22 protein-coding genes are annotated in these 23,141 nt (G+C 71.5%); 8 read left to right on the top strand and 14 right to left on the bottom strand.

From position 1 onward, the window contains the following. The first annotated feature begins 41 nt into the window (after positions 1-41). The 4 genes from HC028_RS24745 (at position 42) to HC028_RS24760 (ending at position 3,131) form a co-directional block, all read left to right on the top strand. The gene (locus tag HC028_RS24745; protein ID WP_168079824.1) at positions 42-515 is read left to right on the top strand and encodes a hypothetical protein; all 474 of its coding nucleotides are present in this window, start codon (positions 42-44) and stop codon (positions 513-515) included. Further along, positions 512-2,383, top strand: coding sequence for a copper resistance CopC/CopD family protein (locus HC028_RS24750; RefSeq protein WP_168079825.1), 1,872 nt, complete (start codon positions 512-514; stop codon positions 2,381-2,383). Before HC028_RS24745 ends, HC028_RS24750 begins: the two co-directional genes overlap by 4 nt. Continuing rightward, a complete protein-coding gene (locus tag HC028_RS24755; RefSeq protein ID WP_168079809.1) occupies positions 2,380-2,583 on the top strand; it encodes a hypothetical protein in 204 nt (67 codons plus the stop codon). The genes HC028_RS24750 and HC028_RS24755 overlap by 4 nt, the downstream gene beginning before the upstream one ends. A 143-nt stretch (positions 2,584-2,726) precedes the next feature. After that, positions 2,727-3,131 (top strand): hypothetical protein, encoded by a 405-nt coding sequence (locus HC028_RS24760; RefSeq protein ID WP_168079826.1) that lies wholly within the window; start codon positions 2,727-2,729, stop codon positions 3,129-3,131. Positions 3,132-3,134: 3 nt separating this feature from the next. Here HC028_RS24760 and HC028_RS24765 read toward each other — a convergent pair whose 3' ends face one another. Then, positions 3,135-4,424: a sensor histidine kinase gene (locus HC028_RS24765; RefSeq protein WP_168079827.1), complete on the bottom strand. Its 1,290-nt coding sequence runs from the start codon at positions 4,422-4,424 to the stop codon at positions 3,135-3,137. Further along, positions 4,421-5,110 carry a response regulator transcription factor gene (locus HC028_RS24770; RefSeq protein WP_168079828.1) on the bottom strand — a complete coding sequence of 230 codons (690 nt, stop codon included), beginning with the start codon at positions 5,108-5,110 and terminating at the stop codon, positions 4,421-4,423. Before HC028_RS24770 ends, HC028_RS24765 begins: the two co-directional genes overlap by 4 nt. Before the next feature lie 100 nt (positions 5,111-5,210). On the opposite strand from HC028_RS24770, the gene HC028_RS24775 reads away from it, so the two are divergent. Next, a complete protein-coding gene (locus tag HC028_RS24775) occupies positions 5,211-5,744 on the top strand; it encodes a superantigen-like protein SSL4 (RefSeq protein WP_168079829.1) in 534 nt (177 codons plus the stop codon). A gap of 36 nt (positions 5,745-5,780) precedes the next feature. Here the strand turns inward: HC028_RS24775 and HC028_RS24780 are convergent, their stop codons facing one another. After that, a complete protein-coding gene (locus HC028_RS24780) occupies positions 5,781-6,761 on the bottom strand; it encodes a pirin family protein (protein ID WP_168079830.1) in 981 nt (326 codons plus the stop codon). Positions 6,762-6,924: 163 nt separating this feature from the next. On the opposite strand from HC028_RS24780, the gene HC028_RS24785 reads away from it, so the two are divergent. Next, positions 6,925-7,830 carry a DUF72 domain-containing protein gene (locus HC028_RS24785; RefSeq protein WP_168079831.1) on the top strand — a complete coding sequence of 302 codons (906 nt, stop codon included), beginning with the start codon at positions 6,925-6,927 and terminating at the stop codon, positions 7,828-7,830. Between the two features lie 46 nt (positions 7,831-7,876). On the opposite strand, the gene HC028_RS24790 is transcribed toward HC028_RS24785, so the two are convergent. Then, positions 7,877-9,586, bottom strand: coding sequence for a S8 family serine peptidase (locus HC028_RS24790; RefSeq protein WP_168079832.1), 1,710 nt, complete (start codon positions 9,584-9,586; stop codon positions 7,877-7,879). Between the two features lie 233 nt (positions 9,587-9,819). Between HC028_RS24790 and HC028_RS24795 the strand changes: the two genes are divergently transcribed. Together HC028_RS24795 and HC028_RS24800 are read left to right on the top strand one after the other, a co-directional pair. Then, positions 9,820-10,521, top strand: a complete 702-nt coding sequence (locus HC028_RS24795; protein ID WP_168079833.1) for a hypothetical protein — start codon at positions 9,820-9,822, stop codon at positions 10,519-10,521. A gap of 53 nt (positions 10,522-10,574) precedes the next feature. Further along, positions 10,575-11,657 carry an NAD-dependent epimerase/dehydratase family protein gene (locus HC028_RS24800; protein ID WP_168079834.1) on the top strand — a complete coding sequence of 361 codons (1,083 nt, stop codon included), beginning with the start codon at positions 10,575-10,577 and terminating at the stop codon, positions 11,655-11,657. A 5-nt stretch (positions 11,658-11,662) separates the two neighbouring features. On the opposite strand, the gene HC028_RS24805 is transcribed toward HC028_RS24800, so the two are convergent. The 10 genes from HC028_RS24805 to dnaK all read right to left on the bottom strand — a co-directional run bounded on the left by HC028_RS24805 (position 11,663) and on the right by dnaK (position 23,090). Next, positions 11,663-14,188, bottom strand: a complete 2,526-nt coding sequence (locus HC028_RS24805) for an ATP-dependent Clp protease ATP-binding subunit (protein WP_168079849.1) — start codon at positions 14,186-14,188, stop codon at positions 11,663-11,665. 47 nt (positions 14,189-14,235) lie between these two features. Next, on the bottom strand, positions 14,236-14,637 hold the full coding sequence (locus HC028_RS24810; protein ID WP_168079835.1) for a YbjQ family protein: 402 nt from the start codon (positions 14,635-14,637) through the stop codon (positions 14,236-14,238). Positions 14,638-14,770: 133 nt separating this feature from the next. Next, positions 14,771-15,328 carry a DsbA family protein gene (locus tag HC028_RS24815; RefSeq protein ID WP_168079836.1) on the bottom strand — a complete coding sequence of 186 codons (558 nt, stop codon included), beginning with the start codon at positions 15,326-15,328 and terminating at the stop codon, positions 14,771-14,773. Then, on the bottom strand, positions 15,329-15,820 hold the full coding sequence (locus tag HC028_RS24820) for a redoxin domain-containing protein (RefSeq protein WP_168079837.1): 492 nt from the start codon (positions 15,818-15,820) through the stop codon (positions 15,329-15,331). A 74-nt stretch (positions 15,821-15,894) separates the two neighbouring features. Further along, complete coding sequence (locus HC028_RS24825) at positions 15,895-16,443, bottom strand: HdeD family acid-resistance protein (protein WP_168079838.1); 549 nt, start codon at positions 16,441-16,443, stop codon at positions 15,895-15,897. A 28-nt stretch (positions 16,444-16,471) separates the two neighbouring features. Then, complete coding sequence (gene clpB / locus HC028_RS24830) at positions 16,472-19,120, bottom strand: ATP-dependent chaperone ClpB (RefSeq protein WP_168079839.1); 2,649 nt, start codon at positions 19,118-19,120, stop codon at positions 16,472-16,474. Next, entirely contained in the window at positions 19,111-19,434 is a 324-nt protein-coding gene (locus HC028_RS24835; RefSeq protein ID WP_168079840.1) for a chaperone modulator CbpM, read from the bottom strand. The genes clpB and HC028_RS24835 overlap by 10 nt, the downstream gene beginning before the upstream one ends. Next, the gene (locus tag HC028_RS24840) at positions 19,434-20,438 is read right to left on the bottom strand and encodes a DnaJ C-terminal domain-containing protein (RefSeq protein WP_168079841.1); all 1,005 of its coding nucleotides are present in this window, start codon (positions 20,436-20,438) and stop codon (positions 19,434-19,436) included. Before HC028_RS24840 ends, HC028_RS24835 begins: the two co-directional genes overlap by 1 nt. Position 20,439: 1 nt before the next feature. After that, entirely contained in the window at positions 20,440-21,090 is a 651-nt protein-coding gene (locus HC028_RS24845; protein WP_168079842.1) for a nucleotide exchange factor GrpE, read from the bottom strand. Beyond that, positions 21,087-23,090, bottom strand: coding sequence for a molecular chaperone DnaK (gene dnaK, locus HC028_RS24850; RefSeq protein ID WP_168079843.1), 2,004 nt, complete (start codon positions 23,088-23,090; stop codon positions 21,087-21,089). Before dnaK ends, HC028_RS24845 begins: the two co-directional genes overlap by 4 nt. Positions 23,091-23,141 lie beyond the last annotated feature (51 nt).

Below are 23,141 nucleotides of genomic sequence, written 5' to 3' on the forward strand. Positions count from 1 at the left end.
GCCGGCGATCCGGCCCCCACGCCGCCCGAAGAGGAGATCCGATGACCCTCGTGACCCACTGGTCCACGGTGATCCGGCGACAGGCTGGCCGGATCTTGATCGTGCTGCTCGCCCTCGGCTTCATCGCCGCGGTCGGGTGGCGCTTCGCGGGTAGCGCCGACGCCAAACCCAACTACGCCGTTCCGCAGGACGGCAGGCTGGAGAGCAAGCTCGGGGTGCGTATCACCCAGGCGGCTCTGGTCGGCGACGGCGGCCTCGTCGAGATCCGCTACACCGTCCTCGACAACCAGCGCGCGTCGGCGTTCCAGAACGACGTCAAGCACCCGCCGCTGCTCAAGAACGAGAAGAGCGGCAAGCAGGCCTGGCGGGCGGCGCTCATGAAGCAGGGCCACGAACTGCGGCCGGGCCAGACCTACTACATCCTGTACCTCAACAACCACAACGCGATCAAGCGCGGCGACAAGATCGAAATCTCGACCGGGTCGGGCAAGTTGGCCCACGTACCGGTGCGATGACCATGCGACGCTTCTTCTACGGCTGGTTGGCGGCCGTCACCGCCGGAGCGCTCCTGCCCCTGGCGATGACGCCCACCGCGGCCAGCGCGCACGCGTACCTGGCCCGCAGCACCCCCGGCGACGGGACGGTCCTCGACCGCGCCCCGCAGACGCTGACGCTCAGCTTCACCGAGAGGGTGGAACTCTCGGCGACCCACGTCGACATCGTTGACGGCGACGGGCGGCACTACACGCCGACCTCCGTCGCGCTGCGCCAGGAATCGACCGACGGCGCGGCCCTCGCAAGCGGTACCGAGGCGGCGGCGGACGTCGTCGTCGGCCTGCCGAAGCTGCCGGCCAACATGTACCACATCATGTGGAGCACGCTGTCCAGCGACGACCTGCACACCACCAGCGGCAACCTGGTCATCGGCGTCCAGCGGACAGTGCCGGCGGCAGCCCGGGCCGCCGGGCCCGGCGGCCCGGTGCCGCTGGAGACCGCACTGCGCGGACTCGGGCTGGTCGGCCTGTCGGTGCTCCTCGGTGGCGCGACCCTCGCGTTGCTGCTCGCCGCGCGGACGCCCGACCTGCGCCGGTGGCTGCTCGACGTCGCGGCGTCCGGCGGGGCGCTGGCTCTGGTCAGCACCCCGGTGCAACTGCTGTCCCAGGTGTACGCGGGGGCCGGCGGCGTTGGTCGGCTGCTTGCCCGCGAAGCGCTCAGCGGCCGGTGGCTCGCGCGCGAACTCGGTCTGCTCGCGTTGACCGTCGCCGTGCTGCGGGCCCGGACGACCCTCAGGTCGGCAACGGTGCCGAGGCCCGGTGTGCTCGTCCTCGGCTGCGCCGGGGCGCTCGCCGCGGCCGGTGGTACCGCGCTGCTCGGCCACCAGGCCGGCACCGCACTCCTCCTCGCGACGGTGGTGCACGTCCTCGCCGCGGGCGCGTGGGCCGGCAGTGTCGTCGCGGCGGCGCTCGCCCTCGTACCCGTCCTGAGGTCGGGACCTGAACGGGGCGCCCAGGTGGCGGCGCTGCTGCGCACGTTCGCGGCGATCGCCGTCGTCGCGGTCGTGTCCCTGACCATCAGTGGGCTGCTGCTGACCGGCGTCCAGGTCGCAACGCTCGACGCGCTGCTCACCACGCCGTACGGACTGGTGCTGATCGCCAAGATTGCCGCGATGGTGCTGGCCGGGCTGCTGGGCCTGCGGACGGCGCGCCGGTTGCGCGGCGGGCAGGGCGCGGTGCCGTTGCGTGGCCTGGTCACCGAGGCGACCGCGCTGGTCGTCGCCCTCGGGCTGGCGGGTGCGCTCGCGTCGGCCGGCCCGGCGCGGGGGCCGCGCTTCGAGGCGAGCGCCGGGGTGAAGATCACGCCGCAGGTCAGCGGCCAGGTAGCCGACCTGGTCGACACGGTCACCGTCCGGCCGAACCTTCCCGGACGCAATGTCGTCACCATCACCGTCGCCGACACCCGACGGCCGGCACTCGCCCCGATCGGCGGCGTCTCGGTGGTCCTGCGGTCACCGGACGGGGTGCAGACGGTGCGCCCGGTGACCCGGGCCGCGGACGGCTCGTGGATGCTGGCGACCGACGACATCCGGACGCCGGGCGCGTGGAAGATCTCCGTGACCGTCCTGCGCAACGGGCTCGCCCCGGTCACCGACGTGCACGACTGGGGCGTCGCGGGTGCGGGCACCGGACCGAACGCTCTTGTGTCGTCGGCGCCGCTGAAGCCGGCCGTGGCGGCGCTCGCGGCCGTGCTCGCGGTTGGGTCGCTGGCCGGCGCGGCGCTCTGGTACCGCCGTCGGATCAGGGCGCCGCGTGCCCGAGATCGCGTTTGCCCTCCGGTGACCGGGGCAGGATTCCCGGTTGAGCCGAAGGAGGCTGTGCGGACATGAGTGAAGAGAACAAGGCTGAACGCAAACACCTGTCACCCGTCCAGCAGCAGGTCTGCCGCGGCGAGAATCCGGCGGCGGCGCTGGACGACGAGACTCTGGACGAAGGGTACGAGGCGGCGGAGGCGCGGTACGGCGACGACCCCCGCGCGCAGGCGCCGCGCGACTCGGCGGGCCGGCCGTCGAGCGGTCCCCCCGATTGATCGAGCTTTCCCCGACCGCCCGCCGGAGCCGGTGCCGGGGCCATCGCTTTAACCCAACGTTGGCCTTGGCACAGGTACGCGCTATCACCCCGCGGGTGAGTCTCTAGCCCACAGCACAGAGACCTCACCTTCAGGGAGAGAACATGCGTACTCGACTCCGTCTCGCGGGCATCTCGGTAGCCATCGTCGTCGGCCTGGCCGTCGTCGGCGGGGTGGCGCTCGCCGCCGAAGACAACCCGTCCCGGGGCGGTACGCCGTCTCCGGCCGCCTCGACCGCGGACGACAAGGGTGGCCTGCGCGGCGGGAACGGCGCCGACGACCCGGCCGGCCATGACGTGAACGACGACAAGGGCGGCCGGCGGGCCGGCGGGTCGGACGATCCCGCCGGTCACGACGCGGGCGACGACAAGGGCGGCCAGCGTGCGGGCGACGACAAGGGCGGCCGGCGGGCCGGCGGGTCGGACGATCCCGCCGGTCACGACGCGGGCGACGACAAGGGCGGCCAGCGTGCGGGCGACGACAAGGGCGGCCAGCGCAGCGGTCGCTGATGGCTAGGGCGTACCGGGTGGCGGCGGACCGAACTCGACGGTGACGGTCGCGCCGCCACCCGGCGTCTGACCGAGGGCCAGCGAACCGCCGGACGCAGCTGCCACCCGGCGCACGATGTCCAGGCCGAGACCGGTCGAGCCGCTGCCGCTGTGCCCACGCTGCAGGGCCAGCGGACCCTGTAGGCCCGGCCCGTTGTCGGCGACGACGAGCTCGGCCCCGCCGTGCTGTCCCGGCGCGAGGTAGATCCACATCCCGCAGCCTTCGGGCGTGTGCGCGAAGACGTTGCCCAGCAGCGCGTCCAGGCAGGCCGCGAGGTCGTCCGCGCCAGCCCGTACCGGCAGGGGGTCCGGGGGAAGGTCAATCTCGACCGGCCGCTGCTCGTCGGCGGCCAGGGCCGACCAGAACGCCACCCGCTCGGCGACCACCTCCCGGGCCGAGCAGGTGGCCACGATGTCGTGGCGGACCGGCCGGCGGGCCGTCCGGATGATCGCGTCGACCGTACGCTGGACGGCGTCGAGATCGGCGGTGATGCGCTCGCGGTCGTCCGGGTCGCGCAGCGACTCCGCGTCGATCCGGAGCGCGGTCAGCGGAGTGCGCAGCCGGTGGGACAGGTCGACGACGTTCTCGCGCTCTCTCGCCAGCAGCTCGTCGATCCGCCCGGCAAGAAGGTTGAGCCCGGCGCTGACCTGGTGTACCTCGGGCGGACCACTGAGTTCGGCGCGGGCGGCGAGGTCGCCCTGTGCGATGCGGTGGGAGACCTCGGCGACCGCGGTCAACGGCCGGGTGAGGTTGCGGGCCAGTTGGTGCGCGACCGCGACGCTGACGATCAGCAGGCCTAGCCCCAGCACACAGAGGACGAGCCAGGCGCGCCCGACGCCGCGCTGTAGTTCGGCGTCGGAGACGAAGGTACGGATCACCGCCGTGCCGTCGCTGAGCCCGGAGACGGCCACCAGGACCTCGCGGCCACCGGTGGCCTCCGCAGTGAGGCTGCGCCCGGTCGAGGCGAGCGTCACCGCGTCCGAGCGCGGCGCGGCGGCTCCGATTACGGTGCCGTCGGGCAGGAACACCGTCAGCCGGTGCGGGTTGGCGGCGTTGGTACGGGTGACGGCGAGTTCGAGGGTCCTGCTGTCAACCGTGGACACCAGGGGGGCGAGCGCCTGGAGTTCGACGATGGCGCTACTGACGGCGCGGTCGGCGGCGGTCGAGCGGACCAGCAGGGCGAGCGGCACCAGGAAGGCGACCAGCACCAGCGAGGTCGTCGCCGCGACCAGCAGGATGATGCGCGTCCTCATGCCGGCGGTACCGTCAGTTTGACCCCGACGCCGCGGAGGGTGTGCAGGTAGCGCGGCTGGGTGGCGGTCTCGCCGAGCTTGCGGCGCAGCCACGACAGGTGCACGTCGACGGTCTTGTCGGCGCCGCCGAACGGCAGGTGCCATACCTCCGCCAGCAGTTCGCGCTTGGTGACCACCGTGCCCGGCCGCGCGGCGAGGTAGCCGAGCAGGTCGAACTCGCGCGGGGTCAGCTCCAGCGGGACACCGGCGAGGGACGCCTCCCGGGCCGCCGGGTCCACCCGCAGGTCGCCCACGACCAACGTGGCGGGCGGGTCGCCTCCCTCGGGGCCGGAGCGCCGCAGGACGGCCCGGATCCGTGCGTCGAGTTGAGCCGGTCCGAACGGCTTGACCAGGTAGTCGTCGGCGCCACGGTTCAGGATGTCGACCATGCCGCCTTCGTCGTCGCGCGCGGTGGCGACGATGACCGGCACCTTGCTCACCGACCGCAGCATCCGCAGCGCCTCCCGACCGTCCACGTCGGGCAGGCCGAGGTCGAGAACCACGAGGTCAACCGGGGCGTTAAGGACGTGCTGCAACCCTGCCATCGCTGTCGGCGCGCTGGACACGACATGGCCGAGATCCGTGAGCGCGCGGATCAACGCGCGCCGGATCTCGGCATCATCTTCGACCAGGAGTAACTGGGCCACGCGATCACGGTACGGTTCTTCCGGGGTGTCACGGATCGGCGGACGGCTTTTTGTAAGTGTCTTAACCTCTCGTTATCGATGGCTCGTCCATGGTGGTGCGGTGAGTGGACTCTTTCGGCGCGTGATCGCCAGCGCGCTTGCCTGGATCGTGGGGGCGTTGGCCGCCGTGGGGGTCGGCGTGCTCGCGTTGTCGCTGATCGGTGACGGGCTCACCTCCCGTACGGTGCAGCCGTTGACCCCCGAGGTCGTCGCCCGCGAGGCGGCCTCCGCCCAGCGGTCGCCCGCGGCGGCCTCGGCCATGCCCGAATCGGGCCCGGCCACCGCGCCGGAGTCCGCACCGGCGACGACACCGCCGGCCGTGAAGGCAGTCGCCCCGGTCGGCACCGAGAAGCTGGTCTCGTCGCCCGGCGGCTCCGCCGTCGCACGATGCGCGGGCGGGCAGGTCTACCTCGTCTCGTGGAGTCCGGCCCAAGGGTTCCGCGTCGACCATGTGGCGCGCGGACCGGGATCCCAGGCCAGCGTCAAGTTCGAGTCCGACGACGACGTGAAGGTGTTTCTGACGGTCCGGTGCGTGGGTGGCGAGCCGCAGACGGACATCAGCCAGCGGAGCGACGACCGGGGCGGCAAGGGATGAGCCGCGCGGACTCGAACTGGGCCCGCGCGGCCGCGGTCAGCTGGTCTCGCCGTGTACGCCCGCGTGGGCGGCGGGGATGGTGCCCAGGCGGCCCTTCTGGTAGTCCTCGAAGGCCTGGACCAGCTCGGCCTTGGTGTTCATGACGAACGGGCCGTACATGACGACCGGCTCGCGGATCGGCAGGCCGCCCAGGAACAGCACATCCAGGGCGGGGCTGCGGCTGTCCTGGCTCGCGCCGGCGGCCACGGTCACCGTGTCGCCGTCGCCGAAGACGGCGAGCTGGCCGGCCTCGATGGGGCGCCCTTTCGCGCCGACCGTGCCGCGCCCACCGAGCACGTACGCGAGGGCGTTGAAGTCGGTGCGCCAGGGCAGGGTCACCGAGGCGCCCGCGTTCACGGTCGCGTGCACCAGCGTGATCGGGGTGTGCGTGGAGCCGGGGCCGGCGTGCCCGGCGACCTCGCCGGCGATGACCCGCAGCAGCGCGCCGCCGTCCGCCGATGAGAGCAGCGCGACGCTGGAGGCACGGATGTCCTGGTAGCGCGGGGGCGCGAACTTGAGCGCCTTCGGCAGGTTGACCCACAGCTGGAAGCCGTGGAACAGGCCGCCGCTCATCACCAGGTGCTCGGGCGGCGTCTCGATGTGGAGCAGGCCGCTGCCCGCTGTCATCCACTGCGTGTCCCCGTTGGTGATCAGGCCACCGCCACCGTTCGAGTCCTGGTGGGCCATCTCGCCGTCGATCATGTACGTGACGGTCTCGAATCCCCGGTGGGGGTGCCACGGGGTCCCCTTCGGCTCTCCGGGCTGATATTCAACCTCGCCCATCTGGTCCATGTGGATGAAGGGGTCGAGCGCTCGGAGGTCGACCCCGGCGAACGCGCGCCGCACCGGGAAGCCCTCACCTTCGAAGCCGCGCGGTGCGGTGGTCACGGAGACGACGGGGCGTGGGCGCGCCGTGGCCGGGTCGGCCGCCGGCACGCGGGGCAGTACCAGGATGTCTTCGACGGTGACGGCAGGCATGGGAGCCCTCCTGACGGTTGACGGCACCGGTCGTCCCGGCTGCCGGGCCCCACTATACTTGCTTAAGCAACATTCCGCAAAGCAACAAATGTGGTCCTGGTCCGGCCGCGCGATCGAGCGCCGTGGGTTGCCGGCGTACGCGGTGCGAGGTGGACTGGAGCACGTGGGCGAGATCCGGATCGGCACCGCGTCGTGGACCGACAAGACGCTGCTGGCCTCGGGGTGGTACCCGAGCACGGCGAACACCGCCGAGAAGCGGCTGGCGCACTACGCGCGCCAGTTTCCGATCGTGGAGGTGGACGCCACGTACTATGCGCCGCCGGCCGAGCAGACCGCCCGGCTGTGGGCGCAGCGCACGCCGGCGGAGTTCACCTTCAACGTCAAGGCGTTCAGCCTGCTGACCGGCCACCCGTCCAAGCCGACCGCGCTGCCGGTGGACCTGCGTCCGGAGACCGAGAAGAAGAACATCTACCCGAAAGACCTGGCACCTCAGGTGTACGAGGACCTGTGGAGCCGCTTCCTGTCGGCGCTTGACCCGCTCGCCGACGCGGGCAAGCTCGGCGTCATCCTGTTTCAGTTCCCGCCGTGGTTCACCATCAGCAGGTCCAACAAGCAGTACATCCTCGAGGTGGCCGAGCGCTGCAAGCCGATGCGGGTGGCGGTGGAGTTCCGGCACGCCTCGTGGTTCGCCGGCGACAACGCCGCGGAGACACTCGGTTTCCTGCGCGAGCACGACCTGCCGTTCGTCGCCGTCGACATGCCGCAGGGGTACCGGTCGTCGGTGCCTCCGGTGCTGGCGGCGACCTCCGACCTCGCCGTCGTGCGCTTCCACGGCCACAGCGACGGGTGGGAAAGCCACGACATCCAGGAGAAGTTCGGGTACTTCTACTCCGACGCCGAACTGGGCGACTGGGCGCCCCGCCTGCGCAGCCTGGCGGCCGCGGTCGACCAGACGCACGTGCTGTTCAACAACTGTGCCGGTGCCAACGCCCAACTCAACGCCGCCGAGATGGCGCGATTGCTGGGAGCCGGCAGGGGCGAGGTGGCCGCGGTCGGCGGTGCCGAATGACGAGAGGGGTGGACCGGTCCGCCGGCCCACCCCTCTCGGTGCGACGTCAGTCTTCGACGTGCCCGGCGGTCACCGCGGCGTACGCGTCGACGATGCCGTGCCCGTAGAAGCCGTTGAACTCCTCGTCACCGGAGCAGTACGCGTCGAACTCGGTCGAGCGCCCCTCCGGCAGGTAGCTGCGCAGTCGCGGCTCCGGGCAGGCGCGCTCGGCCGCCGTGTTGATGAGGACGGACTCCACCGCGGACGGCGACATCGTGATGGTCCTGCCATCCCGGGACGGCTTGCCGAACCTGCTCACGATGAGCGCCGCCACGCCGGCGGCGTGCGGTGAGGCCATTGACGTGCCCTGCAGGTAGCTGTAGTACCCGCACCGCCCGTTCTTGGTGCACTCCTTGAACACGCTCCCGGCGGCGGCCGGCACGACGTTGCCATCCGCGTCGACGCTGCCCTCCTCCTGCAGCACCTTCTTCGGGTACGTGGAGAGGATCATGTTGCCGTCGGTGCGGAACGTGGCGGTGCCGACGCCGTCGCGGAACCAGCCGCCCGGTGCCGACACCGAGATCTGCTCGGTGCCGTAGTTGGAGTAGTCGGCCTTGGTGCCCGACGGTCCGAGCGCGGACACCCCGATCACGTACGGCCCCTCGACGGGCAGGTCGAGGCAGCTGCCGTTGTCGATCGGACGGGAGTACTCCGCGCCCTGCGGGTAGTCCGGGCTGCTGGTGTCGGTACGCGGGCTGCCGAGGTCCTCGTGGTTGTTGCCCAGGGCCCCGACCAGGGTGACGCCGCGGTTGTGGGCGTAGGTCAGCGCCCGGGTCATCGCCCTGATGATGGTGCGCTGCTCGGCCTGCGCGCCGGGGGAGTCCGCCGGGTTGGCGGTGCAGTTGTACAGCCACGGGTCGACGTAGAACGACATGTTGACCACGTCGATCCCGGCGTCACCGGCGTAGGTCAGGGCGTTGACCACCGGCTCCAGGAAGAAGTAACCGGAGTCCTGGCCGCCCTTGAGCTCCACCAGGGAGACGTTCGGCGCGACGCCGGAGAGACCGAAGCCGTTGGCGGCGGCGCCGACGGTCCCGGCGACGTGCGTGCCGTGCCCGCCGTCGTCGGTGCCCACCGGGTCCAGGCACTTCTCGACCTCGCACGGGCCGTCCACCTCGGGGATGTCCTTGGCGAAGTTCCGGGAGAGCTTCCAGTTGAAGTTGTCGGCGATGTCGGGGTTGCTGGCGTCCACCCCGGTGTCCAGGATGCCGACCGTGACCCGCTTGTCGCCAGCGGTCACCTTGCGGGCCTGGTCGGACTTGACCATCCGCAGCCCCCACAGCTTGTCGTCGAGGGGGTCCATGCCGGAGGTCCGAGCCTGCGTGGCGGCCGTGGAGGCCGCGCCGGCGCCGCGCCCCTCCTTCTCCGCGTCCGGCGTCCGCGTCTTCGGCTTCTGCGCCGGCGCCTGGCCGATCGAGGTGACGTGCGCGGCGCCGAACAGCTTCGACGACGAGGACACGCGATCGACGAAGCCGCTGTCCGGGCCGACGGCGCGGAACATGCCCACGGCGTCGTTGCGCTCCACGACCCGACCGCCGGCCTGCTCGATGGCCGCAATCGCGTCAGCGGCGCTCACGTTGTCTGCGGCGAGCACCGTGTACTCGGTTGCCCCGCCGTTCTGGGCCGCGGCGGGGGAGGCGCCGGCGCCGACGCCGACGGCGGCCGCGACGAGCGTCGCGGCGGCTAATGCGCGGTTGACGCGTTGACGTGTTCGCACCTGTTACTCCATCTCACTCGGGGGTTCCGATATGACATCGAACTTCGCCCAAGCGCGCCAGATGTAAGAGGCGAGGGCAGCCCTCGCTGTCACCCTTTCGAGTGCCGGGCAGCGGGCGGCGGCGGAGGTCGCGCGCAGTAGGGGATCGCTATGGAGGTTTGAGGCCGTCGGTTCGGCGGAAGTTGCGACCCGTGAACAGGAATCAGCTGCGGGCCGTCCTCCATGGAGCTCGCTTGGGCCTGCCGTACCTCACCGGCCGGGCCTACAACGAGGCGCGGGACGCGGTCGAGAACCTGTTCGCCGTGCTAGAACGGCGCGCGCCGCAGATCCGCGACGCCGCCGCGAACTACGTCTCGCTCATGGAGCTGCGCAGCGAGGTGCGCGTGGCGATGGAGAGCCGCGGCATGGGCGCGCCGATCCCGGTACGGGCGGTGCTCGCGGAACGGGCGGTCATCTCCGCCTTCCGCGCCGTGGCCCGGGACAGCTGGGACGACGCCGCCGAGTCGGAGAACTGCCTGCGCCGGCTCGCGCCGGACCTCATGTTCGACCTCAGCATCGACATCGGACAGCCGGCGCCGGTGAGCTTCACCGGCCGGTGGCTGCTCGAACCGCGCCCGGCGGCCGCCCGGCGGGAGGGGCAGCCCGACTCGTACTGCGGTGTGGCGCAGACCCGTGGCGGGCGGATCATCGTCTACCTCGCCGACCTCGACAGCCGGCTGCCGGGGCGGCTCGACGAGTACGACGACCTGGCGGCCGCGGCGAGGGCGCTACCAGCGCACCTCACCAGGCAGCTCACCGCCTCCGTGGTGTGCGAGTTCAATCGGCAGATGTGGCTTCGTCAGCACGGTGAACGCCGGGAGCTGATGCGGCAGGAGCGGATCCGCATCAGCCGGGAACGGCCGGAGCGTGACCACGCCCTGAGCGGGCCGGCCTAGCGACGGTTGGACCGGCGGCGGTTGGCGCGCTGCCGCCCGGGTAACCCGGCGGCATGCGCATCGTGATCGTCGGAGCCAGCGGCAATGCGGGAACGGCGCTGCTGCGCCGACTGCGCCACGAGTCGGATCTCGACCTCGTCGGCGTGGTGCGGCGCCCGCCGCCGCCCGACGCCGGGCCGCCGTACGACATCGTGGAGTGGCGAACTCAGGACATCGGCGCCCCGGACGCGCCCGTACGGCTGCGTGAGATCTTCGCCGGCGCGGCGGCCGTGGTGCACCTGGCCTGGCAGATCCAGCCGAGCCACGACGAGGCGGTGCTGCACCGCACGAACGTCGACGGCAGCCGCGCCGTCATCGAGGCCGTGACCGGCGCCGGGGTTCCGGCACTGGTGTACGCGTCGTCGGTGGGCGCCTACGCCCCTGGTCCCAAGGACCGCTTCGTCGACGAGACCTGGCCGACGACCGGCGTGCGCGAGTCCTCGTACAGCCGGCATAAGGCCGCGGTGGAGCGGCTGCTCGACCGGGCCGAGGCCGACCACCCCGCGCTGCGCGTCGTGCGCTTACGGCCCGGCCTGAACTTCCAGCGCGACGCCGGCACCGAGATCAGCCGGTACTTCCTCGGCCCGCTGGCGCCGGTCGGGCTGCTGCGCTTCGGCCGGATTCCGCTGGTACCGCGCAACGACCGGCTGCGGCTGCAGGCCGTGCACACCGACGACGTCGCGGACGCGTACGCCCGGGCGGTGTTCGGTGACGCGCGGGGCGCCTTCAACATCGCCGCCGACCCCGTCCTCACGCCGGAGCTGGTCGCATCGCGCTTCCACGGCCGTACCGTCCCGGTACCCGCGGCGGTGCTGCGGGTCGGTGCCGACCTGACCTGGCGGGCCCGCCTGCAGCCGGTCGACCGGGGCTGGGTGGAGCTGGCGCTCAAGGCGCCGCTGATGTCGTACGAGCACGCCCTCCGGGAGCTCGGCTGGCGACCGTCGGTGGATGCGGTGAGCGCCCTGCGCGAGCTCTTCGGCGGGATGGCGGCACGGGCCCGTACCGACAGCCCGCCGCTGTCGGCCGCCGGCTCGATGCCCGGCCGGATCGGCGGGCTGGTCCGGGGGCGCCTCCCCGGCCAGGGCAACCCGTACTGACGCCGTCAGCGCGCGCGGGCGAACTGGTCCTGCTGGGACTCCACCGTAAACTGCAGCTGCCCGTCCTTGGCGTCGACCCGTACGTGTTGGCCCGGGTTCAGCCGCCCGTCGAGCAGCATCTCCGACAGCTTGTTGTCGACCTCGCGCTGGATCACGCGCCGCAGCGGACGCGCGCCGAACTGCGGCTCGTACCCGTGCTCGGCCAGCCACTCGAGGGCCTGCGGGGTGACGTCGACGGTGATGCCCTGGGCGTGCAGCCGTCGTCTGGTGTGCTCGAGCAGCAGGTCGGCGATCTGGCGGACCTGCTCGAACTCCAGCCGCCGGAACACGACGATCTCGTCGATGCGGTTGACGAACTCCGGGCGCATGTGTTCGGTGAGGATCCGCATGAGGCGGTCGCGCAGCGGCGCCTGCTCGTCGCCGGCCTGCGTGAAGCCGAGCGTGCCGCGCTGCGCGGTGATGAGGTCCGAGCCGAGGTTGCTGGTCATGATGATGATGGTGTTCTTGAAGCTGACCACGCGACCTTGGGCGTCGGTGAGCCGGCCGTCGTCGAGGATCTGCAGCAGGATGTTGTAGACGTCCGGGTGCGCCTTCTCGATCTCGTCGAGCAGCAGCACCGAGTACGGGCGGCGGCGCACCGTCTCGGTGAGCTGACCGGCCTGCTCGTACCCGACGTAGCCCGGCGGGGCGCCGACGAGCCGACTGACCGTGTGCCGCTCCTGATACTCGCTCATGTCCAGGCGGATCATCCGCTCCTCGGAGCCGAACAGCGCCTCGGCCAGCGCGCGGGCGAGTTCGGTCTTGCCGACGCCGGTCGGGCCAAGGAACAGGAAGCTGCCGATGGGCCGGTTCGGGTCGCCTAGGCCGGCGCGGGCCCGGCGCACCGCCTCGGCGACGACGCGTACCGCCTCGTCCTGGCCCACGATCCGGCGGTGCAGCCGCTGTTCCAGCTCCATCAGCCGCTGCCGCTCCTCTTCGGTCAGCTGCTGGGCGGGGATGCCGGTAGCGCGGGAGACGACTTCGGCGATGTCCTCCGGTGTGACGTCCGGGACGGCGCCGCCACGGCCCTCCGGCGCCTGCGTCTCCTGGTCGATGCCCTGGCGCAGCTGGTTCATCTCGTCGCGCAGGGCGCTCGCGCGCTCGTACTGCTCGTCGGCGACGGCCTGGTCCTTGTCCCGGGTGAGCTGCTCCAGGCGCAGCTCCGCCTCCCGCACGTCCATGGTCGGCACGTGCGCCCGCAGCTGGACCCGGGCCCCGGCCTGGTCGATGAGGTCGATCGCCTTGTCCGGCAGGAACCGGTCGGCGATGTAGCGGTCGGACAGCTCGGCGGCCGCTACGAGGGCCTCGTCGGTGTACCGGACGCCGTGGTGGGCCTCGTACCGGTCCCGCAGCCCGCGCAGGATCTCGATCGTGTCGTCGACGGTGGGTTCGGGTACGAGGATCGGCTGGAAGCGCCGCTCCAGGGCGGCGTCCTTCTCGATGTGCCGGCGGTACTCGTCGATCGTCGTCGCGCCGATGACGTGCAGCTCGCCTCGGGCGAGTGGCGGCTTGAGGATGTTGGACGCGTCGGTCGACCCTTCGCCGCCGCCCGCGCCGACGACCGTGTGGACCTCGTCGATGAAGACGATCAGCTCGCCGGAGTGCTCGCGGATCTCGCCGATGACGTTCTTCAGGCGCTCCTCGAAGTCACCGCGGTAGCGGGTGCCGGCCACCAGGCTGGTCAGGTCGAGCTGGATCAGCCGCTTGCCGGTCAGGGTCCGGGGCACGTCGCCGTCGACGATGCGCTGCGCGAGCCCTTCGACCACCGCGGTCTTGCCGACCCCGGCCTCGCCGATGAGTACGGGATTGTTCTTGGTCCGCCGGGCGAGGATCTCGATCATCTGCTCGAGCTCCTGATCGCGGCCCACGACCGGGTCGATCTTCTCCTCCCGCGCGAGCGCGGTGAGGTCGCGACCGTACCGGTCGAGCGTCGGGGTGGCGTGGTTGGCCGGCTGCGCCGCCGGGGCGGCGGCCCGTTCGTTCGCCGCTCGTTGCAGCGACTCCGGGTTCACGTGCCGCTCGTTGAGCATGCGGCCGCCCTCGGACTCCGGGTTGAGCGACAGCGCCAGCAGGATGTGCGCCGGGCCGAGGTAGGACGCGCCGAGGGCGCGCGCGATCTGGTGCGCCTGCAGCAGCGCGCGCTTGGCCGCGGGGGTCAGCGCGGGTACGACGTTGCGCGGCGAATCCCGGCGGCCCCGCCGCTCGATGTCCTGGGCGATCTCGTCGGGGTCAGCCCCGGCCCGGGATATCAACTGGCGTAGCGGCTCGCGGTGGGTCGCCGCCCACAGCAGATGCTCGGTGTCGAGGTCAGAGCTGCCCAGGTCGGCGGCCTTCGCCGCGGCGGTCGCGAGAAGCTCCCGCGCCTCCTGGCTCATCATCCGGGTGATGTCCACCCGCTGCATGGGCTGTTGACCCCCCTGCCCGGCGCTGCCGAGGAAGCGTGCGAGGAAGTCGTCGAACTGGCCCGACCCGACGTCGCCGGAGCCCCACATTCCGCCGGTCACGATCTTCCTCCCCGATAGGGGGTTTCGTTGCGTGTTCAGTCGGTCGGTATCGGCGTCGGCATCGGCGCCGGTGCCCACCCTCGAGCTGATATTCGGCTGGCCGGTCCGGCCACCGCCCGCCGCACCGGGGTGGGGACGACGAACACGGCGGTTCCGTATGCGCAGATCTCGGTCCACATGGCACTGATGTCACGGTGGTCGAAGCGCATGCACACGACCGCGTTCGCTCCCCGTACGAACGCCCGCTGGCTCATCTGGGCGATCGCGTCATCGCGCCACCTGCCCAGGGCGGTGCCCATCCGCGGGTTCGAGCCGCCGGACAGCAGCTTGACGCCTTCGTTGTAGACGTTGCGGGAGCGGGCGGTGATGCCGTGTACCTCGCCCAGGACGTCGCGAATCTCGTACCCGGGCACCCACTCCGTGGTCACAACCATCATGTGAAGGCCATCCTGCGTGCGGTGACGTGGACGTCGAACGTGGCGGCCGTGGACGCCTTTCGGCCCCATCCGGCTCACTCCACCGGTTGGGGTTACTTCCCGGTGGGGCGGTGGTCAAACCCCACCGGGCGGCTCAGGCGGGGACCGTCGCGGCCTGGTCCACGGCGACCAGCAACTCCGGCAGCGAGTAGCCGCCCTCGTGGCGCAGGCCGTTGATGAAGAACGTCGGGGTGCCGTTCACGCCGCTGCGCGCGCCGCTGACGAAGTCGCGCCGGATGCGGTCCAGGTACACGTGGGCGTTGACCTCCTGGACCACCTCGTCGACGGGCAGGCCGACCTCCTCCACCCCGGCCGCGAGGTGGACCGGGTCGAACTCGTCCTGGTGTTCGAACAGCCAGTCGTGCATCTGCCAGAAGCGCTGGCGCGCGCCGGCCGCCTCCGCGGTCTCGGCGGCCACCTCGGCGAACGGGTGGACGTTGGTCAACGGGAAGTGGCGGTACACGAATCGGACCACGTTCGGCCGCTGCCGTAGCAGTTCCTGAGTTACCGGGTGCGCCATGCCACAGTACGGGCACTGGTAGTCGCCGTACTCGACGAGCGTGACCGGTGCCGTCGCCGGGCCCCGGATGTGGTCGTCGTCGGTGACCGGCGCTGCGAGCCGGCCGGTCGTGACGCGGAATGGGGTCGTCATTCAGACCACCGCCTGCCGTTCATGAGTGAGGGCTTCGAGCGCGTGCAGGATGCCGTCAGCGCCCGGGTTGGTGTGGGGGGGATAGATGTGGCTCCAGGCCACGTAGCCGTCCCGGTCCAGGACGAACAGCGCGCGCTCGGCGACGCCGTCGGGCAGCCGGTAGGAGTGGTACCTGCGGGCGACCTCGCCCTTGGGTTCGAAGTCGGACAGGAGCGGGAAGCTGATGCCCCGGTCTTCGGCGAACGCCCGGTGGCACCACACCCCGTCGACCGAGATGCCGAGTACGGTCGCGCCGTAGCGGGTGAACTCCGGCATCACCGCCTGGTACAGCGCCATCTGGTCGCTGCAGACCGGGCTCCAGTCCGCGGGGTAGAACGCAAGGACGACCGGCGCGCCGTGAAACTGCGCGAGGGTGATGTGCCGGTCGGGACCCGACGGGAGGGAGAAGTCGGGAGCGCGCTGACCCCGCAGGGCACCCGCCAGGCTCGTCATGGGGCGATCGTCGAAGCGGGCGGGGTGAGTCGCCGTCACCTGCGCCGGATGGTTCGCCCGCGCGGGGATGAGGCTCAGACGCCAGCGGGTGCCATCCGGCCCCGCGGCCCGGCCAGCCTCCGGTGCACGCGCCACGACTCAAGCAGCATGACCACACCGGCCGCGATGGCGTACACGCCGATCACCAGCGCGAGCGCGACGGCGCCGGCCGCGGGCCGCATGAGCACCAGCACGCCGGCGATCATCGTCAGGACGCCGAACAGCAGCGGAAGCCACTGGCCGGGCAGGCGGGTCGCGGCCCAGATCTCCATCGCGCCGGTGACGACCGCCCACGCGCCGAACAGCACGACCAGCGCGAGCGCGGTGATACCCGGCCAGACGAGCGCGACCAGACCGGCGAGGATGCTCAGCACTCCGGCGATCACCAGCGCGGTGCGGCGGGCGGCATCGCGCGGGCGGCGGAACGCCGTCACCATCGTGAGCACCCCGTTGACGAGCGCGTACGCGCCGAACAGGATCGCCAGCGCGACCAGCGTGACCCCCGGCAGCAGCACGGCCAGGATCCCGAACAGGAACGCAGCCGCGCCCCGCAGGGCCAGCAACCACACGTGCCTTCTGTCCATGGCTCCACCTTTCGAGGCCTCGGGAGACTCAGACGCCCGCCTTCACCTCGGCTTCGGCGGGCTGCTTCCAGCTGACGGTGAGGTCGCCGGTCCCAGGGTCAAGTTCGACGACGATCGTGCTACCGGCGCGGACCTCGCCCTTGAGCAGCGCCCGCCCGATCCGCGTCTCCAGTTCGCGCTGTAGGAACCGGCGCAGCGGCCGGGCGCCGAAGACCGGGTCGAAGCCGGTGGCCGCGATGTGCCGACGTGCCGGCTCGGTGACCTCCAGCCGCAGGCCCCGGCCGGCCAGGCGCTTGCGCAGGTCGCCGAGCATCAGGTCCACGATCCGTTCGATCTCGGGCAGGCTCAGCGGTTTGAACAGCACGGTCTCGTCGAGGCGGTTGAGGAACTCGGGCCGGAAGAACCGCCGCAGTTCGATCATCACGGCCTCGCGCGCCTGGTCGGTGATGTGGCCGTCCGCGATGACACCCTCCAGCAGGAACTGCGACCCGAGGTTGCTGGTCATGATGATGACCGTGTTGCGGAAGTCGACCGTGCGGCCCTGGGCGTCGGTGAGCCGCCCGTCGTCGAGCACCTGCAGCAGGATGTTGAAGACGTCCGAGTGGGCCTTCTCGACCTCGTCGAGCAGGAGGACCGAGTACGGCTTGCGCCGCACCGCCTCGGTGAGCTGGCCGCCCTCCTCGAACCCGACGTACCCCGGCGGCGCGCCGACCAGGCGGCTGACCGTGTGGCGCTCCTGGTACTCGCTCATGTCGATGCGGATCATGTTCTCCTCGGAGTCGAACAGCGCCTCCGCGAGCGCGCGGGCCAGTTCGGTCTTGCCGACGCCGGTGGGGCCGAGGAACAGGAACGACCCGATCGGCCGGCGCGGGTCCTTGATGCCGGAGCGGGCGCGGATGATCGCGTCGGCGACCGCCTGGACCGCCTCTTCCTGGCCGATCACCCGCTGGTGCAGGACCTCGTCGAGGTGCAGCAGCTTCTCGCGTTCGCTCTCGGTCAGCCGGCTGACCGGGATTCGGGTCCAGCGCGAGACGATTTCGGCGATCTCCTCCTCGGTGACCACCTCGACCAGCAGGCGATGCCCGCCCTGCTTGGACTCCAGCCGCTCCTCCTCGGCGTGGAGCTTCCGTTCCAGCTCCGGGAGCCGGCCGTGGCGCAGTTCCGCAGCCCGGTTGAGGTCGTAGGTGCGCTCAGCCGCCTCGGCTTCCCGGCGTACCCGCTCGAGCTCCTCGCGCAGCGCCTGGATCTTGTGGATGGCGTTGCGCTCGGCCTCCCACTGCGCGCGCATGGCGTCCGCCTCGGCGCGCAGGTCGGCCAGTTCCTTGCGGATCTGGTCCAGCCGCGCCCTGCTGCCCGGGTCCTCCTCTTTGGACAGCGCCGCCTCCTCGATCTCCAGCCGCCGTACCCGCCGGGTGATCTCGTCGAGCTCCGCCGGCTGGGAGTCGATCTCTGTACGCAGCTTGGCGCACGCCTCGTCGACGAGGTCGATGGCCTTGTCCGGCAGGAAGCGGTCGGTGATGTAGCGGTGCGACAGCGTGGCGGCCGCGACGAGCGCGGCGTCCTGGATCCGCACGCCGTGGTACACCTCGAAGCGTTCGCGCAGGCCGCGCAGGATGGAGATGGTGTCCTCCACGGTCGGCTCGTCGACCATGATCGGCTGCATGCGCCGTTCGAACGCGGGGTCCTTCTCTACGTGCTTGCGGTACTCGTCGAGCGTGGTCGCGCCGATCATGTGCAGTTCGCCGCGGGCGAGGGGCGGCTTGAGCATGTTGCCGGCGTCCATCGCGCCCTCGGCCCCGCCGCCGGCCCCGATGATCGTGTGCATCTCGTCGACGAACAGCAGTACCCGCCCCTGCGACGCGATGACCTCACTGATCACCGCCTTGAGCCGCTCCTCGAACTCGCCGCGGTACTTGGCTCCGGCCACCAGCGCGCCCATGTCCAGCGCGAATACGATCTTGTCACGCAGGCCCTCGGGTACGTCGTTGTTGACGATCCGCTGGGCCAGCCCCTCCACGATCGCGGTCTTGCCGACGCCGGGGTCGCCGATCAGGACCGGGTTGTTCTTGGTCTTGCGGGACAGGATCTGGATGACCCGTCGGATCTCGGCGTCCCGGCCGATCACCGGGTCCATGGCGCCGGCCCGGGCGTCCGCGACGAGATCGCGGCCGTACTTGTCGAGCGCCTCGTACGTCACCTCGGGCATCGCGGAGGTGACCCGCTGGTGCCCCCGCACACTGGTCAGCTCGGACAGGAACCGCTCCCTGGTCATGCCGTGGGCATGCAGGATCCGGCCCGCGGCGGAGGCGGAGCCCTCGTCGAGCAGGGCGAGCAGGAGATGCTCCACCGAGACGTACTCGTCCTTGAGCCGGTTCGCCTCCCGCTCGGCCGCGTCCAGCAGGCGGGCCAGCCGCTGGGTGATGAACACCTGCCCGGGGCTGGCGCCCGGTCCGGTCACCTTCGGCCGGCGACCCAGCTCCCGCTCCAGATCGGCGCGGAGCTGTTCGACGTCGATCCCGGTCGCGGACAGCAGCCGCGGGATGAGCCCCTCGGGCTGGTCGACCAGTGCGAGCAGCAGGTGCTCCCCGTCGACCTCGGTGTGTCCGAAGCGCAGCGCCTTGGTCTGCGCGTCGTGCAGCGCCTCCTGGGATTTCTGCGTCAGCTTGTTCATGTCCATGAGGGGTACCTCCGGGAGGGGCGGTGGCCCGACCGCAGCGCCGCCTCCAGCTCGTCGATGTGAGCGAGCAGGTCGAGTACCACGCCGAGCGCGGCGTAGTTGAGTCCCAGGCCGTCATGCAATCGGCGCGCCCGGGCGAGGGTGGAGAGCTGGGTGGGGGAGAACCAGAACTGCCCCGCGTCGTCCACGTACGGGTCCAGCAGACCCAGGTTCACCAGGCGGCGCAGCAGTTCTGGATGGATGTCGGCGTCGGCGGCGAAGGCGTCCAGCGACAGCCGGGCCGGTCTCCTCGACCGGACCATGGTGTACACCATCAGGTCCCCTCTCGCGGGTTGAAGGTCGACGTCCGCGCCAACTGCTCGAAGAGGTCGCGCTCCGCCGGGGACAGGCTCGTGGGCACCATGATCCGTACCTCGGCGTAGAAGTCGCCTGGCTGTCCGCGCGGATTGGGCAGTCCGCGGCCGCGCAGCCGAAGCCGCCGTCCACAGGAGCTACCGGCCGGCACGTTGAGCTGTACGGTGCCGCCGGGCGTCTGGACCGGCACCTTGGCGCCGAGCGCGGCCTCCCAGGGGGCGACCGGGAGCGTGGAGACGATGTCACGACCGTCGACCCGGTACCGCGGGTGCGGCGCGATGCGGATGTTCAGGTACAGGTCGCCGGGCGGGCCGCCGTCCGTGCCCGGGCTGCCCTGCCCGGCCAGCCGGATGCGCTGCCCGTCGGTCACCCCGGCCGGGATGTTCACGTCGAGCGTGCGCTGGTCGCCTTCCGGGGTCTGCAGGGTGACGCGGTGGTGGCCGCCGTGGTAGGCCTCCTCCACGGTGAGCGGAAACTCGACCTCGCTGTCCGCGCCGGGCACCGGCCCGCGGCCGAACCCGCCGCGGGCGTACCCGCGCCCGCCGCCGAATCCGCCGCCGAACCCGGCGCCGCGACCGCCCCGGCCCCCGAAGAAGCTGCCGAACAGGTCCTCGAAGTCGAACCCGCCGCCCTCGGTGAAGTCCTCGACCCGCACCCCGCCGCCCCACGGTCCGCCGGCACCGGCCCCGGCCCGCTGCCGGAAGCCGGCGCCCGCGGTCTCGAAGTCCTCCGGTACCTGCCGCCACTGGTGGCCGAACTGGTCGTACCGCTTGCGCTTGCTCGGGTCGGACAGGACGTCGTACGCCTCGGTGATCTCCTTGAACCGTTCCTCGGCACCGGGATTCTTGTTCACATCCGGGTGGTTACGGCGGGCAAGCTGGCGGTACGCCCGCTGGATGTCGGACTGGCTGGCGTCGCGAGGGACGCCGAGTATCTCGTAGTAGTCCCGCTCGTCCCTCGCCATCTCACTCCTGCTTTCCGGCCACCGCCACCACTGCGGGACGTAGCAGCACGTCGAGCGCCGCGTACCCGGGCCGGATCACTTCGACGACGGTCCCCGGCACCGCGTCGCGGGCGTCCACGACCCGGACCGCCTCGTGCCGGCTCGGGTCGAACGGGACCCCCACCTCGTCGAGTCGGTTGAAGCCGAGCCGGCGCAGCACGTCCACGGCCTGCTGGCGGATCGCTTCCACGCCCTGCGCGATGGCCTGTGGATCGGCCGCGGCGTGCCCCAACGCGAGTTCGAGGTTGTCGAGCACGGGCAGCCACTCGGCAGCCACCCGGGCCCGCTCCGCCCGCCAGTCGTCGGCGCGCTGGCGCTCGTACCGCTTCCGGGCGTTGTCGATCTCGGCCTCGGCCCGCTGCCAGCGGTCGCGCATCTGGGCGATGGCCTGTTCGGCGGTCGTCGTCTCGTCAGTAGGGGTCATCCTTCCGGGTCGCTGCCCCTCCTGGGCCCGTTCTGCGGCGGCCGGCGTGCCGGCCGCCTGTCCTGTCTCGGTGCCCGGAGCGGTCTCCTCGAGGGGGCGTTCGGCCGTGGTCGTGGCCGTCTGCTCCAGCCGCCCGGTCGGCCGATCCTGTCGCTGCTGTGTCGCTGGGTTCGGCTGTGACTCACTCATGATCCACCCGTTGTGAACTCGGCGTCGATGACCTCGTCGCCACCACCGGCCCGGGCGCCCGCCCGGGCGCCGGCCTCGGCACCGGGGCCGCCCGGCCCACCGGCGCCCGGCCCACCGGCGCCCGGCCCACCGGCGCCCGGACCGCCCGGCCCGGCCCCGGCGCCCGGACCGCCCGGCCCGGCCCCGGCGCCCGCGGGGGCGCCGGCCGCCGCCACGGCGGAACTCAGCGACTGGTAGATCTGCTGCAGGTCGGAGGTCAGCTGGCGCAGCCGGTCGAGCGGCGCATTCTCCTTGACCGCCTGGCGGGCCTCGTCGATGAGCATCCGCGCGCGGGCCGCCTCGTGCTCCGGCGCCCGGTCGCCGGCGTCGCGCAGTACGCGTTCCACCTGGTAGGCGGCGCTGTCGAGTTCGTTGCGGGCGTCGATCTGCTCGCGTGCGCGCGCGTCCTCGGCCCGGTTCTGCTCGGCCTCGGAGACCATCCGCTGCACCTCGGCCTCGGGCAGGGTGCCGCTCTCGGTGATCGTGATGTTCTGTTCGGCGCCGGTGTCCCGGTCGCGGGCGTGCACGTTGAGGATGCCGTTCGCGTCGACGTCGAACGTCACCTCGATCTGCGGTCCGCCGCGCGGCGCCGGCCGGATGTTCTCCAGTCGCATCCGGCCCAGGACCCGGTTGTCGGCGGCCCGTTCCCGCTCGCCCTGCAGCACGACGACATCGACGGCCGGCTGGTTGTCCTCGGCGGTGGAGAACGTCTCCGCCCGACGGGTGGGGATCGTGGTGTTGCGCTCGATGAGCCGGGTCATCAGCCCACCCAGGGTCTCCAGGCCCAGCGACAGCGGCGTCACGTCGAGCAGTACGACGTCCTTGATGTCGCCCTTGAGCACGGCGGCCTGGATCGCCGCGCCGATCGCCACCACCTCGTCGGGGTTGACCGACATGTTCGGCTCTTTGCCGCGGGTGAGCCGCTTGACCAGGGCCTGCACCGCGGGCATCCGGGTGGTGCCGCCCACCAGGATGACCTCGTCGATGTCGTCGGCGGTGACCCGGGCGTCCTGCATCGCCTGCTGCACCGGCCCGTGGGTGCGCTCCACCAGGTCTCTGGTGAGCTCTTCGAACTGGGCCCGGGTGATGGTCATCGTCAGATGCTTGGGGCCGGTCGCGTCCGCGGTGATGAACGGCAGGTTGACCTGCGTCTGGGTCACCGAGGAGAGCTCGACCTTCGCCCGCTCCGCGGCCTCGAGCAGTCGCTGCAGGGCCTGCGGGTCCTGGCGCAGGTCGATTCCGGTGTCCCGCTTGAACTGGTCGGCGATGAAGTCGACCAGCCGGCGGTCGAAGTCGTCGCCGCCGAGGTGGCTGTCGCCGGCGGTGGCCCGTACCTCGATCACGCCGTCGCCGACGTCGAGGATGCTCACGTCGAAGGTGCCGCCACCGAAGTCGTACACCAGGACCGTCTCGTGCTCACGCTTGTCGAGCCCGTACGCGAGGGCGGCCGAGGTCGGCTCGTTGATGATCCGCAGGACGTTGAGCCCAGCGATGCGCCCGGCGTCCTTGGTGGCCTGGCGCTGCGCGTCGTTGAAGTACGCGGGCACAGTGATCACCGCTTCGGTGACCCGCTCGCCGAGCTGCTTGCCGGCGTCGTCGGCCAGCTTGCGCAGGATCGCGGCGGAGACCTCCTCCGGGGAGATCAGCTTGCCGTGCACCCTGAATCGCACCGCGCCGTCCGGCCCCGGTACGACGTCGAAGGACACGGTCTTCGCCTCTTCGCTGACCTCCTCGTACTTGCGGCCGATGAACCGCTTCGCCGAGTAGATCGTGCCCTTGGGGTTCAGCACTGCCTGGCGCCTGGCCATCTGTCCCACGAGGCGTTCACCGGTCTCGGTGAACGCCACCACTGACGGCGTCACCCGGCTTCCCTCGGCGTTCGGGATCACCTGGGGTTGGCCGTCGATGTAAGCGGCGATGACGGAGTTGGTCGTACCGAGGTCTATGCCAACGGCTGCCATGAGTCTCTTACTTCCTTTCAAGAGCCCGTCCGCAGCCGGCTTCCGGCCGCG

Source organism: Planosporangium flavigriseum, assembly GCF_011947225.1.
Classification (GTDB): domain Bacteria; phylum Actinomycetota; class Actinomycetes; order Mycobacteriales; family Micromonosporaceae; genus Planosporangium; species Planosporangium flavigriseum.

Bases quoted from the DNA above. Each gene is read 5' to 3' on its own strand.
- HC028_RS24810 (WP_168079835.1), bottom strand. From the start codon at position 14,637: ATGATGGTTGTGACCACGGAGTGGGTGCCCGGGTACGAGATTCGCGAC.
- HC028_RS24845 (WP_168079842.1), bottom strand. From the start codon at position 21,090: ATGAGTGAGTCACAGCCGAACCCAGCGACACAGCAGCGACAGGATCGG.
- HC028_RS24820 (WP_168079837.1), bottom strand. From the start codon at position 15,820: ATGACGAGCCTGGCGGGTGCCCTGCGGGGTCAGCGCGCTCCCGACTTC.
- HC028_RS24765 (WP_168079827.1), bottom strand. From the start codon at position 4,424: ATGAGGACGCGCATCATCCTGCTGGTCGCGGCGACGACCTCGCTGGTG.
- HC028_RS24760 (WP_168079826.1), top strand. From the start codon at position 2,727: ATGCGTACTCGACTCCGTCTCGCGGGCATCTCGGTAGCCATCGTCGTC.
- HC028_RS24755 (WP_168079809.1), top strand. From the start codon at position 2,380: ATGAGTGAAGAGAACAAGGCTGAACGCAAACACCTGTCACCCGTCCAG.
- HC028_RS24835 (WP_168079840.1), bottom strand. From the start codon at position 19,434: ATGGTGTACACCATGGTCCGGTCGAGGAGACCGGCCCGGCTGTCGCTG.
- HC028_RS24805 (WP_168079849.1), bottom strand. From the start codon at position 14,188: ATGTGGGGCTCCGGCGACGTCGGGTCGGGCCAGTTCGACGACTTCCTC.
- HC028_RS24840 (WP_168079841.1), bottom strand. From the start codon at position 20,438: ATGGCGAGGGACGAGCGGGACTACTACGAGATACTCGGCGTCCCTCGC.
- HC028_RS24780 (WP_168079830.1), bottom strand. From the start codon at position 6,761: ATGCCTGCCGTCACCGTCGAAGACATCCTGGTACTGCCCCGCGTGCCG.
- HC028_RS24800 (WP_168079834.1), top strand. From the start codon at position 10,575: ATGCGCATCGTGATCGTCGGAGCCAGCGGCAATGCGGGAACGGCGCTG.
- HC028_RS24745 (WP_168079824.1), top strand. From the start codon at position 42: ATGACCCTCGTGACCCACTGGTCCACGGTGATCCGGCGACAGGCTGGC.
- HC028_RS24750 (WP_168079825.1), top strand. From the start codon at position 512: ATGACCATGCGACGCTTCTTCTACGGCTGGTTGGCGGCCGTCACCGCC.
- HC028_RS24825 (WP_168079838.1), bottom strand. From the start codon at position 16,443: ATGGACAGAAGGCACGTGTGGTTGCTGGCCCTGCGGGGCGCGGCTGCG.
- HC028_RS24815 (WP_168079836.1), bottom strand. From the start codon at position 15,328: ATGACGACCCCATTCCGCGTCACGACCGGCCGGCTCGCAGCGCCGGTC.
- dnaK (WP_168079843.1), bottom strand. From the start codon at position 23,090: ATGGCAGCCGTTGGCATAGACCTCGGTACGACCAACTCCGTCATCGCC.
- clpB (WP_168079839.1), bottom strand. From the start codon at position 19,120: ATGGACATGAACAAGCTGACGCAGAAATCCCAGGAGGCGCTGCACGAC.